Below are 15,334 nucleotides of genomic sequence, written 5' to 3'. Positions count from 1 at the left end.
CGAGGGCGGGCCGGACAGGGCCCGTCCACCGGGTTCAGGGGAGGGTCACTCCGTCACGGACTCCTCCACGGCGGCGCGACCGGCCTCCAGGCGCGCGACGGGCACCCGGAACGGTGAGCAGGACACGTAGTCGAGCCCCGACTTGTGGAAGAAGTGGATGGAGTCGGGATCGCCCCCGTGCTCGCCACACACGCCGAGCTTGATGTCGGGCTTGGTGGAACGGGCACGACGCACGCCCTCGCGCACCACGGCGCCCACACCGTGGGTGTCGATGGTCTCGAAGGGCGACACCCCGAAGATGCCCGCCTCGATGTACTCCGGGAAGAACACGCCCTCGACGTCGTCGCGGGAGAAGCCCCACACCGTCTGTGTGAGGTCGTTGGTGCCGAAGGAGAAGAAGTCCGCCTCCTGCGCCAGGTCCTCCGCCGTCATGGCCGCGCGCGGCAGCTCGATCATCGCCCCGATGGTGACACCGGACAGGTCGACGCCCTTGGCCTCCTCGACGGAGTGGATGATGTTCTCCGCGGACTCGCGCACCAGCTGCAGCTCACGCACTGAGCCGACGAGGGGCACCATCACCTCGGGCCTCGGGTCGAGGCCCTTGGCCACGAGCTCGGCGGCAGCCTCGCACAGCGCGCGGATCTGGAGCTCGAAGAGCCCGGGCATGTAGATGCCCAGACGCACGCCGCGCAGCCCGAGCATCGGGTTCTGCTCGTGGAAGCGGCGCACGACGGTGAGCATGCGCTCGTCGGCGGGATCGACGGCGCCCGTCGCCTTCTCCACCGCAACCTTGACCTCGAGGGAGGTGAGGTCAGGCAGGAACTCGTGCAGTGGCGGGTCGATGAGGCGCACGGTCATGGCCTTGCCGTCCATGACCTCCAGCATCTCGAGGAAGTCGGAGCGCTGGAGCTTCTCCAGTTCGTCGAAGGCCTCCTGGCGGCCCGTCGACCCCTTCTCTGAGAGGATGGCGTGCTCGACGAGCTCGCGGCGAGCACCGAGGAACATGTGCTCGGTGCGGCACAGGCCGATGCCCTCCGCGCCGAACTCGATGGCACGGCGGGAGTCCTCGGGGGTGTCGGCATTGGCGCGCACCCGCAGGCGTCGCACCTCGTCGGCGTGGACGAGGATGCGGTCCACGGAGGTGATGAGCTCGCGGACGCCCTCGTCCTCGCCGGCGGCCTCCAGTCCGGCGTCGAGGCCGTGGAGCAGGTAGGTGGTGACCGGGGAGTCGGAGACGGCCACGTCGCCGAGGAAGACCTCGCCGGTCTGCCCGTCGATGGCGATGGTGTCGGAGCCGGTCAGCGTCCGTCCGGCCACCTTGACGGTGCCGGCGGCGGCGTCGATCTCCAGCTCGTCGGCACCCACGACGCAGGTCTTGCCCATGCCCCGTGCGACCACGGCCGCGTGGGAGGTCTTGCCGCCCCGCGCGGTGAGCACCCCTTCGGCGGCCACCATTCCGGGCAGGTCGTCGGGGTTGGTCTCGCGGCGCACCAGGACGCACTTGCGGCCCTCGCGTGCTGCTTCCTCCGCCTGGTGGTTGTCGAAGACGATGACGCCCACGGCCGCCCCCGGTGAGGCCGCCATGCCGCGGGTGAGGAGCTCCTTGGGTGCTGCGGAGTCGAACTGGGGGAACATCAGCTGCGTGAGCTGGTCGCCGGTGACACGGGTCAGGGCCTCGTCACGGGTGATGAGGCGCTCGTCGACCAGCTGCGTGGCGACGCGGAAGGCAGCGGCGGCGGTGCGCTTGCCGACGCGGGTCTGGAGCATCCACAGCTTGCCGCGCTCGATCGTGAACTCGATGTCGCACAGGTCGCGGTAGTGGGTCTCCAGTTTGCGCATGATGGCGCGCAACTGGTCGTAGGAGGTCTTGTCGAGTTCCTCCAGGGCAGCCAGGGGAAGGGTGTTGCGGATGCCGGCGACCACGTCCTCACCCTGGGCGTTGGGGAGGTAGTCCCCGTAGACACCGGAATGGCCGGTGGAGGGGTCGCGGGTGAAGCAGACACCGGTGCCGGAGGTCTCCCCCAGGTTGCCGAAGACCATGGTGCAGATGTTGACCGCAGTGCCCAGGGAGTCCGAGATGCGCTCGCGGCGGCGGTAGATGCGCGCCCGTTCCGTGTTCCAGGAGCGGAAGACGGCCTCGACGGCCATGTCCATCTGGGTGCGGGGCACCTGGGGGAAGTCCTCCCCCGTCTGCTCGCGCACGATGCCCTTGAAGGTGTCGACCAGGCCGCGCAGGTCCTCGGCGGTGAGGTCCACGTCAGCGGTGACGCCACGGTCGACCTTGAGGCGGTCCAGGGCCTCGGAGAAGAGTTCACCGTCGATGTCCAGGACGGTCTTGCCGAACATCTGGATGAGGCGACGGTAGGAGTCCCACGCGAATCGCTCATTGCCCGACACGCGGGCGAGGCCGTGGACGGACTCGTCGTTGAGGCCGATGTTGAGGACGGTCTCCATCATGCCGGGCATGGAGAACTTGGCACCGGAGCGCACCGAGACCAGCAGCGGGTCGGTGGGGTCGCCGAGGTGGCGGCCCATGGTGTCCTCGACGTTCCTCAGGGCCGTGGTCACCTGCGGCTGGAGCTCCTCGGGCACGACCCCGTCGTGGAGGTAGGCACGGCAGGCCTCGGTGGAGATGGTGAAACCGGGGGGGACGGGAAGTCCGAGCTTCGTCATCTCGGCGAGGTTCGCGCCCTTCCCACCGAGCAGGTCCTTCATGGACTTGTCACCCTCGGAGAAGTCGTACACGTACTTGACCATCAAGGCCCTCATTTCTCAGTCGACCGGCGACCCGACGGTGGGCCGCCTCAGCGACCACTCTAGCAACGATGGGACCTAGGTCACCGTGAATCGTGGAGGAGCCCACGCCATCCGGAACGGCAGTGGCGGGACCCCGCACCGGGGTGGCAGGGTCCGGGCCACGGGTCCCGACTGGCCATCCGGCAGGAACCCCGCCAAGATTGACGGAGTGATCCATCTGTCCGATGACGCCACGGGGTCGGGCAGGTGTGACGAGGGGACCCCACGGTGGCAGTTCCGGGACAGCTCCAGGAACCACTCCACCCGTCCCGACGACGACACGAAGACCCTCGGGGCCTTCGCCGGAGTGCTGGGAGGCGACGCATGGGACGACATCCTGCCGCACCGGTCCTGGCAGCGGCTGCCTCGGCGATGTGTGTGGCCCTGGTCGGCTGCGGAGGAGGGACACCGGTCTCGACACCCTTCTGGGACGGACAGCTCCCGTTCGACGAGAGGGAGGGCATCGAGGACTACCAGGGGCAGGTCGAGCCCCTGGTCCAGGACATCCTCACGCGCCTGGAACCCATCGGACTCGGTCACCCCTCGCTCACGAGCGCCTCCGAACTCCAGGAGTGCGGCACGCCCCAGGAGGACGCGTACGAGGTCGACGGATCCCATGTCAAGGGCGGTCCCGTCGATGCCGATGCCGCAGTGCAGGCGATCGACGCCGTCCTGGCGCAGACCGGCTTCACGGAGAAGACGGATCATCGTGACGCCAAGATCATCAGCATCAGTTGGTACGACACCGGCAACGGCGGCTACTTCGACCTCACGATCGCACCGGGGAGCCACACCGCACTGACCTACGGCTCCGGCTGCCGACCCACCGATGGCTCCACGACGGATCGTTTCCGGGACAGGACCACTCCCCCGTGGGAGAGCGCCCTCACTCCTCTCACCGAGGAATCCGGGCAGTCGCAGCGCTGATGTGACACGGGGCCGCCCTCGTCCGCGATGGACGAGGGCGGCCCCGGTCATGTCCGGACCCCACCGGGCCCCGGACTCCACTCAGTTCGCAGCCTCCACGGGCGCCGCCACTGCGACCGCGCCACCGGAGAAGGTGAACTCGCGCTCCTCACCCTCCCCGGAGACCCCCACGGTGACGACCTGGCCGGGGGTGATCTCCCCGAAGAGGATGCGCTCGGAGAGCGCGTCCTCGATGTCGCGCTGGATGGCGCGACGCAGCGGGCGCGCGCCCAGCACCGGGTCGAAGCCGCGGTCCGCGAGCAGGTCGCGGGCGTCGTCGGTGAGCTGGAGCTCCATGTCCTGCTCCTTCATCCGCCTGGCGAGCTTGGCGATCATCAGGTCGACGATCTCCTTGATCTCCGGCTTCGTCAGCGGCGGGAACACGATGACGTCGTCGACACGGTTGAGGAACTCGGGACGGAAGTGCTGCTTGAGCTCCTCGTTGACCTTGGCCTTCATCCGCGAGTAGTCGTGGGTGAGGTTGCCGGCGGACTGGAAGCCCGTGAGCACGCCCTTGTTGATGTCACGTGTGCCGAGGTTCGTGGTCATGATGATCACGGTGTTCTTGAAGTCGACCACCCGACCCTGGGAGTCGGTGAGCCTGCCCTCCTCGAGGATCTGCAACAGCGAGTTGAAGATGTCGGGGTGGGCCTTCTCGACCTCGTCGAAGAGGACCACGGAGAACGGACGGCGACGGACCTTCTCGGTGAGCTGCCCGCCCTCGTCGTAGCCGACGTACCCCGGAGGGGCACCGAACAGCCGCGAGGCCGTGTGCTTCTCGGAGTACTCCGACATGTCGAGCTGGATGAGGGCGTCCTCGTCGCCGAAGAGGAACTCCGCGAGCGCCTTGGCCAGCTCCGTCTTGCCGACGCCGGTGGGACCGGCGAAGATGAACGACCCCCCGGGACGCTTGGGGTCCTTCAGACCGCTGCGGGTGCGGCGGATCGACTGGGACAGGGCCTTGACGGCCTCGTCCTGGCCGACGACGCGCTTGTGCAGCTCGTCCTCCATGTGGAGGAGCTTCGCGGTCTCGGTCTCGGTCAGCTTGAACACCGGGATGCCGGTGGACATGGCCAGGACCTGGGCGATCTCCTCGTCGGTGACCTCCGCGATGTCGTCGAGGTCCCCGCCCTTCCACGCCTTCTCCTTGGCCTGGCGGGCCTCGCCGAGCTTCTGCTCCTCGTCACGCAGGGAGGCTGCGCGCTCGAAGTCCTGGTCGTCGATGGCGGACTCCTTGGCGCGGCGGACCTCGGCGATCTTCTCGTCGAGCTCACGCAGCTCCGGGGGAGCCGTCATGCGGGAGATGCGCAGGCGGGCACCGGCCTCGTCCATCAGGTCGATGGCCTTGTCGGGCAGGAACCTGTCGGACACGTAGCGGTCGGCCAGCTCAGCCGCGGCCTTGATCGCCTCGTCGGTGATGATGACGCGGTGGTGGGCCTCGTAGCGGTCGCGCAGCCCCTTGAGGATGGCGACCGTCTCCTCCACGGAGGGCTCGGAGACCTTGACCGGCTGGAAGCGGCGCTCGAGTGCGGCGTCCTTCTCGATGTACTTGCGGTACTCGTCCATGGTGGTGGCGCCGATGGTCTGGAGCTCACCGCGGGCCAGCATGGGCTTGAGCATCTGGGCGGCGTCGATCGAGCCCTCGGCGGCACCGGCACCCACCAGGGTGTGGATCTCGTCGATGAACAGGATGATGTCCCCGCGGGTGCGGATCTCCTTGAGGACCTTCTTCAGCCGCTCCTCGAAGTCGCCGCGGTAGCGGGAGCCCGCCACCAGGGAACCCATGTCGAGGCTGTAGATCTGCTTGTCCTTGATGGTCTCGGGCACGTCCCCGCGCACGATCGCCTGGGCGAGGCCCTCGACGACCGCCGTCTTGCCGACGCCGGGCTCACCGATGAGGACGGGGTTGTTCTTGGTGCGCCGGGAGAGGACCTGCATGACGCGTTCCATCTCGGTCTTGCGGCCGATGACGGGGTCGAGCTTGCCCTCGCGCGCAGCCTGGGTGAGGTTGCGCCCGAACTGCTCCAGGATCGCGGAGTTGGTCTGGCCGGGGTCGCGCACGGGGGCACCGGTGACACCGACGGCCTCGCGGCCCTCGCCCTCGCCCGCCTGGCGCTGGTAGCCCGAGAGCAGCTGGATGACCGTCTGGCGCACCTGACCGAGGTCGGCACCCAGCTTGGTGAGCACCTGGGCGGCGACGCCCTCGCCCTCCTTGAGGAGGCCGAGGAGCAGGTGCTCCGTGCCGATGTAGTTGTGGCCGAGCTGCAGTGCCTCGCGCAGGGACAGCTCGAAGACTCGCTTGGCGCGCGGGGTGAAGGGGATGTGGCCCTCGACGGGCTTCTCACCCTCGCCGATGACGTCGATGACGGCGGCGCGCACGTCGTCGCGCTTGATCTCCATCATGTCGAGCGCCTTGGCGGCGACGCCCTCACCCTCGGTGATCAGGCCGAGCAGCAGGTGCTCGGTCCCGATGTAGTTGTGGTTGAGGCCGCGGGCCTCGTCCTGCGCCAGGACGACGACGCGTCGTGCTCGGTCGGTGAACCGTTCGAACATGCATCCTCCTCAGTGGGTGGCGTGCGCACGCTGGCGCAGATGAACTGGTGTCCACACTACGGGCTGTCCGCCGGCATGGCGACGGTGTTCACTCAAGGCGTGAGAGCGCTGCGGTCCCGCCGGTTGCGGGCGGGCGCCGACCACCTACATTGGGATCAGGGACCCACTCAGCCTGCGCCGCAGGAATCGCGTCACGGGGGTCGCAGCCCGGAGTCCACATGTCTCCGCGCTCCCCGGCAGTGGACCAGGGTCCCGGGAACAGGGATGGACACATGGACGCGCAGGTGCACGGGACGGCCGATCTGGCCACGGCGGCGAGACTTGCCGCACGACGTCGCGCCCGGGTGCGTGCGGGGCAGGTCGGCCTCGGAATCCTCGGCTCACTCGCGGCGACGGCCGCCACGACGGTGACCGCCCTGCTGACGAGCAACCGGGTCGCCGTCCACACGATCCGGACGGCATCGCGCTGGTTCGGGGGCAGCGGGCCGGACATCTCCGCCCTCGTCCCCGACGACGTCACTGCCACCTTCGACGTCGTCCACGACCCGGAGGACCCCGACGGTCGCCTCGACGTCTTCCGCCCCACCGACGCCGTGGGCGCGCTGCCCACCGTCGTGTGCGTGCACGGAGGCGGTTTCATCAACGGGACCAAGGAGATGCTGGACGACTACCTGGCGGTCCTGGCGTCCCACGGGTTCACCGCCGTGTCCGTGGAGTACACGAAGGCGCCCGAGGCGCGCTACCCCTACCCCGTGGAACAGCTCAACCGGGCCCTCGCCTTCCTCTGCCGGCCCGACGTCGCCCGGATCCACCACATCGACACCACCCAGTTCGTGCTCGCCGGGGACTCCGCCGGGGCGCACATCGCCGCCCAGGCAGCGATCGCGATCAGCGACCCGGCGTACGCCGCGAGCGCAGGCGTGCCGGCAGCCATCCCACGCCAGCACCTACGGGCATTGGTCCTGGCCAGCGGCGCCGTCGACCTGACGATGACCCAGGGGCTGCTGGGCGGGGTGGGTGAGGGCTGGTACTTCCGCACCGTGCTGGCCGCCTACATCGGCCGCCGGGACTTCGGCGCCGATCCGTGCTGCGAGTGGGCGGCGCTTCCGGAGAACGTCACCGCGCAGCTGCCCCCGACCTTCGTCACGACCGGCCCGTGGGACAACCTCAAGGCGCACTCCTACTCCATGGTGACGGCCCTGGAGGACGTCGGAGCCGAGGTCGAGACCCTCTTCTTCCCCCGGGCGACCACGGACCGCTCCATCGGCCACGAGTACCAGCTCGACCTCAACACACCCGAGGCCAGGACCGCGATGCGGCGTGTGGTCGCCTTCCTTCGGGCGCACACCACGGCCCCGCTGCACCCCGGGGTGGCCGATGCCTGGGACGACAGCGAGCTCGCCGTCGAGGAACCACTGGTCGTCCCCGCCTCCTGAGGGCATCGGGCCGCCGGGGACGTCGGTGGCCTGAGGTAGTCCGGGCCTGAGGAGGCCGGTGGCGACTGAGCCGGCCACCGCGCCCGTGCCTGCACCGGTCCTCGTGGGTGCCCACGGCCCGACCACCGGGATGCGGGTGTGGTGGCTGCGTCCGCGCACCGCGCGGGCCGCCCTCGTACGCTCGCGTCCCGACCGCCGAACCGTTGACGAGGGCGGCCCCTGTCCCCGCGACCATCCGCGTGTCGTGGGTGTGCCCCGCGGTGGGGGGACGGACCCCCGCACGGAACGAGGACGGACCTCGAGCCCGGAACAGCGCGGACCTCAGTGCCCCAACAGAGCGGACCTCAGTGCCCCAACAGAGCGGACTTCAGTGCCCGAACAGAGCGGACTTCAGTGCCCGAACAGAGCGGACTTCGGCATCAGGGGGTGTCGACGAGGACGGTGAAGGGGCCGTCGTTGACCAGTTCGACCTGCATCATCGCGCCGAACTCCCCGGTGGCCACCTCGATGCCGCGCGCCCGCAGGCCCCGGACCACCGCGTCGACGAGCGGCTCGGCCTCGGGACCGGGAGCGGCGTGGCTCCAGGAGGGTCGACGCCCCTTGCGGGTGTCCCCGTAGAGCGTGAACTGGGAGACGACCAGCACGGGGGCGCCGGTGTCCACCACGGACTGCTCGTCGGGCAGGATCCGCAGCTCCGCGATCTTGCGGACGACGGTGGCGACCTGGTCCGCTCCGTCACCCCGGGCCACTCCGACCAGGGCCACCAGGCCCAGTCGGTCGATGGCCCCGACCACCCGGCCCCCGACACTCACACTGGCGCGGGTGACCCGCTGCAGGACGGCGCGCATCAGAGCGAGGGCCCCAGGCCGCCCGAGCCCGTCCCGCGCACGTCGTGGCGACGCAGCGCCGGGTTCGCCAGTCCGGCTCCGGGCCGTTCCTCGGGGGAGGCGGCAGCCCTGCCGTCCGCCGGGACGATCGGCTCCTGGGCGGCTGCGACCCCGTCGATGTCCAGCACGGCGTCCACGGGCAGGTTGCGGGACACCAGTGCCAGGGCGACGGGTCCCATGTCGGCATGGCGCGCCACCGAGGTCACCACGCCGACCCGGCGACCACCGCGCACGATGTGGGCCCCCGGTTCGGGGATGTCGCCCCGCGAGCCGTCGAGCTGCAGGAAGACGAGCCTGCGCGGCGGGCGGCCCAGGTTGAGCACGCGGGCCACCGACTCCTGGCCCCGGTAGCAACCCTTGTTGATGTGGACGGCGGTGCGCAGCCAGTCCAGCTCTGCGGGGATGGCGCGGGCATCGGCCTCGCGGCCCACACGGGGGCGCCAGGAGGCGATGCGCAGGGCTTCCCAGGCGAGCAGGCCCGCGGGGCGACGGCCCTCCCCCGCCAGCCAGGTGCGCGCGACGTCACCGACGTGCTCCCGTTCCACCAGGTGCAGGTGCATCCGGGTGGCCAGGCCGGGGTGGCGGCCCCGGAAGTACTCGGTCCCGCCCTCGGTGACGCCGGGCCAGGGGTCGTCCCAGGTGAGGATCCAGCCGGGCAGGTCCCGCAGGGCGGGGGTGGCCGTGGTGGCGGCCGTGGGGCCCTCCGCAGTCCCGGACGAGGGCGTCCCGGCGGGCGAGGCAGTGGCGAGCACCGCCACGTCCGTGCGCCGTGCGACCTCCACGCGCAGCGCGAAGCGCATGGAGTCCAGCCACTGGGCCAGTGCTGCGGCATGGTCGCCCTCGGTGACCAGCCAGGTCGTGGTCCCGTCGTCCGCGACTGCGGCGGCGTGCTCGATGTGTCCCTGCGGGTCCAGGACCAGGAGCTCGCGGGAGTCCCCGGGCCCGGTCCCCGTGACCACCTGCGAGGTGATCGAGGTCAACCAGGACTGGCGGTCGGGACCGGTCACGGTCACCACGCCGAGGTCGCAGCGGTCGACCAGGGCGTCGCCCGCCTCCAGCGCCCACTGCTCACCGGAGGGGTCCCCGAAGTGCAGGGGGACGCCCGCCAGGTCCCCTTCGCCCGCCACGGCCCGGTCGAGGTCCAGCAACGGCGAGCGCCAGCCGTCCGGTGCTGCCGACTGCTCCGTCGGGTCCTGGGCGGGGGTACCCGTCCCCTCAGTCATGGTTCCCACCCTCCGAAGGGCCGTCGTCGGCCACCGGGGAGGTCCCCGTTCCCCCGGAGGTCCGGTGACCGTCGACGGGCGTGTCCTGCTCATCGGGGCGGGCGGTGGTCCCGTCCCCGTCAGGGGACACGGGGTGGGCGCTGGAGCCGCCCTCGTCGACCGGGGGCACCACGCCGGAGCCCGGGTGGACGTCGAAGCGGGGGTCCGCGCCGTCCGGGGGGAGGATCCCGCCATCGACCTCCTCGCCCGAGGCGGTGCGCGCGTGGGCGGTGCGCATGAGGCGACCGGAGAGGTCGATGACCGCCTCCTCGCCACCGAGCGTGCGTTCCTGGGTCCACATCAGTTCACCGGCCACCATCCCGTACATGCGGGTGAGGTGCTCGACGTCCTCCGCCTGGGAGTCCCGAGCGATCGCGTCGGAGACCAGCTGCGCACGTGGGCCGACATCGACGCCTGCCCAGAGTGTGGCGAAGCCGTCCATGTCTGAACCCGAGGCCATGAGCTCGCGCGGCTCGTACTCGCCGGGGGCGGGCAGGTGCCCGGAGCCCGGGAGGACCTTGAGGTAGAGGGTCTCCTGGCGCAGCACGTCACCGGGGATGACCTGCTCCAGTCCGTCGGCGGCGTCGAGCATCGGGTCGATCTCGCCGCGGGTGACCGCCTCGCGCACCGTGGTGACCATGCGCATCTGCGTGCCCACGATGTCGGCCTCGACATCCTCGACGACGACGCGGTCGGGCTCGTCCCCGGGGGCGGCGAGCATCCCCCATCCACGCCAGGAGCCGAGCATCCATGCCACGGGGGCCAGTTCGGGCGGCAGGTCCGCCGGGATCACCATCATGTCCCCAGCCTACGGCCCCCGGAGGGAGGTCGGCCCGGAAGGTCCCACCCAGTGGTGGGTGTTCGCGGGTGGCGCACGGAGTGGTCGGGAGTCCCCTGCGGCGTGCCCCGCCCGCGCGTCGGGGCCCACAGGTCCCGCCGGGCCCCACGTCCAGTCGAAGCTCAGATCCCGCCGACCCTGATCAGGGCGTAGATCGGCAGGACGGCGACCAGGAACTTTGCCGTCCCCCGCGCGATGGCGCCGGCCCTGGAGGAGCGACGCAGGTGGTCCCCGAGCAGACCGTCGACCGCGATGACGGCCAGGGCGACCGCCACACCCGTGAACAGTCCGAACACCGGGGCCGCGGCCGTCCCGCCGAGCAGGTGGGCCAACCCCGGCAGGAGGGCGGAGGGCGAGGCCCCCCGGAGGCCGAGCAGCTCCAGGGCCAGTGCGGACCCGGTCCCGGTCAGCGCACCGGCCCCCACGGCACCGAAGGAATTGGAGCGGAAGGAGCCCCCGAGCTGGTCCCCCAGGACCGCTGCAGAGCACAGCAGGCACGACAGCGGGACGACCGGGGACCACTGGTCCCGCACGGCCAGTGACACCCACACGGATCCCCCGACCGCCACCAGCAGGCAGACGACCGCTGCGGGCAGGGCCGTCAGGGAGGGCAGGGGTGCCCGTGCGGGACCCGGGCGGGATGCAGCGGCGGCCCGACGTGACGGCAGGGTCGGGGGGAGTCCCCCCGCGGTGTCGGCGGGGGGACCAACGGTGGAGGAGGCTGCGGCGGCACCCCCGGACATGCCGCGCTCCGGCGGGAGCGGGGCACCCCGGGACAGCAGGACCACCGCGGCGAGGGCGACGACCGCCAGACCCAACAGCGGGGGCGCTGTGGACAGGTCGCGGGTCAGCAGGACCACCACCGCACTGGTCGCACCCGCCAGTGCGGTCACCACTGCCGCGGGGAGCGGAACCGGCACCCGGGTCAGCTGCGCCCACCCCAGGGCGAGCACCGCCGCCGCGCAGGCGATGACCAGTGCCGTCGCCCAGGGCCCCAGGGAGGACACCGCGGCGGTGAGGCCACACCACAGGACGACCGTCAGGGCCGAGACGTGGCGCCCGGTCACACCCGCCACTGCACCGACGAGACGGGGCAGGCGCGGCCCGGACCTGCGGGAGCTCCCGGAGCGTCTGGAGCGCTGGGAACGCCCGCCCTCGCCCTGTCCGCCACTGGTCGACCGGCGCTGTCCGGTGTCCGGGCGGGACGTCGCGTCCCGGCGGTCGCCACTCTCCCGGCGATGGTCGCTGTCCTGGCGGAACTCCGCGTCCGGGCGCGCGTCCTTGCTCCGACCGGGTTGTGTGCTCCTGCGGAACTCCGGGGAGCGCATGTGCTGTCCCGGTCCCCCACTCGTCCTCCTGTGCCCGTCCACACCTGCGATGGTGCCACACCGACGGCGGGAGTCGCGCGCTGTCGACACCGCCACCGGGACGGCGGCGCCCCCGTGCCGGGGACGATCCTCGCCGACCGTGCTCCGGGCGCGCCCAGACCCTGCGCGGGTGGATGTGACGGAGTCCCCGGGACCTCCACCGAGCGGTGACCGGAGGTGCCGGGGTGCTCCTCCGCTCCCGTTGACGAGGGCGACACCGGAGCCCTTCCGATCCACAGGTGGGTGCCACTCCCCCGCGCCCGGGACGGGCCTTTTGGTAGACTGTCCATGACGCCGGACCGGTAAGCCCCGGGCTCCAACTATTGCCGCTCCGAGCGGCCTTCGCGCCGACAGGCGCTTCCGGTCCGGTGTCATACACCTTCTCCCCTCCGCTGTTGGGAACGGTTCGGGCTGACCGCGGACCGGGCACGGGACGACATCGCTGCCGCTGTGAGTGGCCCCCATCCCATCGTCTCCCATGTCATGGGAGGGGACTCCCCCGGGATTCCCGGGCCCATAGGATCACCCCATGGAGATCCTGCGCGAGGCCTGGCAGTCACTGCTGCGCATCCTCGCCGACTCCGTGCGGGTGCTGGGACGTCACTGGCCCGTCCTGGTCGCACTCTGCCTCGCCGGGGCCGCAGGCCGAGGAGCGATGCTCTGGCTGTCCGTCTGGGTCTCCAACCATTCGGCCCTGCTCGCCATGCTCCTGCTCCCCTTCGCGTCGATCTCGGTCCTGGTCTCGATGGTGCTGATGCTGAGGGTCCTCGCTCCCTCCCTGCCCGCCCTCCACGAGTCCCTCGGCGAGTCCGAGGACCACCGAGGACTCCGCAGCAATCTCGTGATCGCGGTCCAGGTCCTGGTTCCCTTCCTGGCCGTCTACGCCTCCCAGGGCTTCATCCGGGCGGACCTGTCGGCATTCCTGTTCAACGCGACGACGGATGAGTGGTTGAACCAGGGGTTCGCCGGGGACTTCGCCCAACGTGTCAACTTCGCCTCCGACGGCCAGGCCCTGGTCCTGGTCCTTGCGGCACTCGTGCTGCGCAAGACCATCGCCGGCTTCGGCCTGGCCGACAGGCACATCGGTATCGCCGGTTTCGCGGGCTATCTGGAAGCCCTGTGGCTGGTGACGTTGGCCTCCTACTTCACCAGCTCCATCGACCGGATGGCCCAGTGGGTGCAGTCCAGAGCCGTGATCGTGCGTCTGGTCGACACCATGGACACCGTCATCGACGTCCTGGGGCCCATCGGGACCGCCCTGAGGGCCGTCCTCGAGCAGGTCGGATCGCTGCTGTCCTCGATGGGTTCCCTGGTGATCGTGCCGGTGGCCTGGCTGGCGGTCGGGGCGACGGTCTACGGATCCTCGCTGCCCGGGTCCAGACCCCTGCTGACCTCCGAGCAGATGACCCGGCGCATCCGCAGGATCCCCGACCCCCTGCGCCGGGCCGCCGCCCAGGTCACGGAACCCGTGTACGGCCCGGTGCGCAACACGCTGACCTCCATCGGTCGCATCGCCTCCGCGGGAGCGGTGCCCATGGTGTTCCTCTGCCTGCTCCTGGCGGGAGCCTCACAGCTGCGCGTCCTGGTCACCGGGGCCGTGCGCGTCGTCATCGGCCCCCGGGAACCCGCACTGTGGACAGCCATCAATCCGTGGGTCGACGTCATCGCGCAGTGCGTCCACACGACGGTGATGGTGGCACTGCTCGCAGCGGCCGTGTCCACGATCATCTCCAGCGGGAGTGCGGAGGGGGACCGGGCGCCCGGCGCAGCGGTCGTCACGGCACCTTCCGGCACCGGGGGTGGGGCTCCGGTCGCGTCCGCCCCCGGCACGGACCTCGGCTCCCCGTCACCGACCNGCGCGTGGGCGGTGCGCATGAGGCGACCGGAGAGGTCGATGACCGCCTCCTCGCCACCGAGCGTGCGTTCCTGGGTCCACATCAGTTCACCGGCCACCATCCCGTACATGCGGGTGAGGTGCTCGACGTCCTCCGCCTGGGAGTCCCGAGCGATCGCGTCGGAGACCAGCTGCGCACGTGGGCCGACATCGACGCCTGCCCAGAGTGTGGCGAAGCCGTCCATGTCTGAACCCGAGGCCATGAGCTCGCGCGGCTCGTACTCGCCGGGGGCGGGCAGGTGCCCGGAGCCCGGGAGGACCTTGAGGTAGAGGGTCTCCTGGCGCAGCACGTCACCGGGGATGACCTGCTCCAGTCCGTCGGCGGCGTCGAGCATCGGGTCGATCTCGCCGCGGGTGACCGCCTCGCGCACCGTGGTGACCATGCGCATCTGCGTGCCCACGATGTCGGCCTCGACATCCTCGACGACGACGCGGTCGGGCTCGTCCCCGGGGGCGGCGAGCATCCCCCATCCACGCCAGGAGCCGAGCATCCATGCCACGGGGGCCAGTTCGGGCGGCAGGTCCGCCGGGATCACCATCATGTCCCCAGCCTACGGCCCCCGGAGGGAGGTCGGCCCGGAAGGTCCCACCCAGTGGTGGGTGTTCGCGGGTGGCGCACGGAGTGGTCGGGAGTCCCCTGCGGCGTGCCCCGCCCGCGCGTCGGGGCCCACAGGTCCCGCCGGGCCCCACGTCCAGTCGAAGCTCAGATCCCGCCGACCCTGATCAGGGCGTAGATCGGCAGGACGGCGACCAGGAACTTTGCCGTCCCCCGCGCGATGGCGCCGGCCCTGGAGGAGCGACGCAGGTGGTCCCCGAGCAGACCGTCGACCGCGATGACGGCCAGGGCGACCGCCACACCCGTGAACAGTCCGAACACCGGGGCCGCGGCCGTCCCGCCGAGCAGGTGGGCCAACCCCGGCAGGAGGGCGGAGGGCGAGGCCCCCCGGAGGCCGAGCAGCTCCAGGGCCAGTGCGGACCCGGTCCCGGTCAGCGCACCGGCCCCCACGGCACCGAAGGAATTGGAGCGGAAGGAGCCCCCGAGCTGGTCCCCCAGGACCGCTGCAGAGCACAGCAGGCACGACAGCGGGACGACCGGGGACCACTGGTCCCGCACGGCCAGTGACACCCACACGGATCCCCCGACCGCCACCAGCAGGCAGACGACCGCTGCGGGCAGGGCCGTCAGGGAGGGCAGGGGTGCCCGTGCGGGACCCGGGCGGGATGCAGCGGCGGCCCGACGTGACGGCAGGGTCGGGGGGAGTCCCCCCGCGGTGTCGGCGGGCCGCGTTTTTTTCAAATCCTCGTTTATGGTAGAGAAAGAACAAACGGCCCCCC

Annotated in this window: 10 protein-coding genes; 2 read left to right on the top strand and 8 right to left on the bottom strand. The window is 71.1% G+C overall.

All coding sequences use genetic code 11. The features are described 5' to 3' along the window. Positions 1-45: 45 nt before the first annotated feature. Positions 46-2,757: a pyruvate, phosphate dikinase gene (ppdK, locus tag BQ9890_RS13890; protein WP_075892335.1), complete on the bottom strand. Its 2,712-nt coding sequence runs from the start codon at positions 2,755-2,757 to the stop codon at positions 46-48. A 363-nt stretch (positions 2,758-3,120) separates the two neighbouring features. Between ppdK and BQ9890_RS13885 the strand changes: the two genes are divergently transcribed. Then, positions 3,121-3,723: a DUF4853 domain-containing protein gene (locus BQ9890_RS13885; RefSeq protein ID WP_075892333.1), complete on the top strand. Its 603-nt coding sequence runs from the start codon at positions 3,121-3,123 to the stop codon at positions 3,721-3,723. An 81-nt stretch (positions 3,724-3,804) separates the two neighbouring features. On the opposite strand, the gene BQ9890_RS13880 is transcribed toward BQ9890_RS13885, so the two are convergent. After that, a complete protein-coding gene (locus BQ9890_RS13880) occupies positions 3,805-6,315 on the bottom strand; it encodes an ATP-dependent Clp protease ATP-binding subunit (RefSeq protein WP_075892331.1) in 2,511 nt (836 codons plus the stop codon). A 272-nt stretch (positions 6,316-6,587) separates the two neighbouring features. Between BQ9890_RS13880 and BQ9890_RS13875 the strand changes: the two genes are divergently transcribed. Next, positions 6,588-7,751, top strand: a complete 1,164-nt coding sequence (locus BQ9890_RS13875; protein ID WP_075892329.1) for an alpha/beta hydrolase — start codon at positions 6,588-6,590, stop codon at positions 7,749-7,751. Between the two features lie 419 nt (positions 7,752-8,170). Here the strand turns inward: BQ9890_RS13875 and dtd are convergent, their stop codons facing one another. The 6 genes from dtd to BQ9890_RS13840 form a co-directional block, all read right to left on the bottom strand. Then, positions 8,171-8,599, bottom strand: coding sequence for a D-aminoacyl-tRNA deacylase (dtd, locus tag BQ9890_RS13870; RefSeq protein WP_075892327.1), 429 nt, complete (start codon positions 8,597-8,599; stop codon positions 8,171-8,173). Beyond that, the gene (ygfZ, locus tag BQ9890_RS13865; RefSeq protein ID WP_078062486.1) at positions 8,599-9,861 is read right to left on the bottom strand and encodes a CAF17-like 4Fe-4S cluster assembly/insertion protein YgfZ; all 1,263 of its coding nucleotides are present in this window, start codon (positions 9,859-9,861) and stop codon (positions 8,599-8,601) included. Before ygfZ ends, dtd begins: the two co-directional genes overlap by 1 nt. Continuing rightward, positions 9,854-10,699, bottom strand: a complete 846-nt coding sequence (locus tag BQ9890_RS13860; protein ID WP_075892325.1) for a heme-binding beta-barrel domain-containing protein — start codon at positions 10,697-10,699, stop codon at positions 9,854-9,856. Before BQ9890_RS13860 ends, ygfZ begins: the two co-directional genes overlap by 8 nt. 161 nt (positions 10,700-10,860) lie before the next feature. Continuing rightward, a complete protein-coding gene (locus BQ9890_RS14995) occupies positions 10,861-12,066 on the bottom strand; it encodes a hypothetical protein (protein WP_078062485.1) in 1,206 nt (401 codons plus the stop codon). A gap of 1,392 nt (positions 12,067-13,458) precedes the next feature. Next, positions 13,459-14,463 carry a heme-binding beta-barrel domain-containing protein gene (locus BQ9890_RS13845; protein WP_230298042.1) on the bottom strand — a complete coding sequence of 335 codons (1,005 nt, stop codon included), beginning with the start codon at positions 14,461-14,463 and terminating at the stop codon, positions 13,459-13,461. A gap of 239 nt (positions 14,464-14,702) precedes the next feature. After that, complete coding sequence (locus BQ9890_RS13840; protein ID WP_143226367.1) at positions 14,703-15,296, bottom strand: FxsA protein; 594 nt, start codon at positions 15,294-15,296, stop codon at positions 14,703-14,705. Positions 15,297-15,334 lie beyond the last annotated feature (38 nt).

Origin of the sequence: Actinomyces provencensis (assembly GCF_900155435.1) — a bacterium.
In the GTDB taxonomy this organism is placed as follows: domain Bacteria; phylum Actinomycetota; class Actinomycetes; order Actinomycetales; family Actinomycetaceae; genus Pauljensenia; species Pauljensenia provencensis.
The sequence above is the reverse complement of the archived record's forward strand: the minus strand, read 5'-3'. Positions and strand labels throughout refer to the sequence as shown.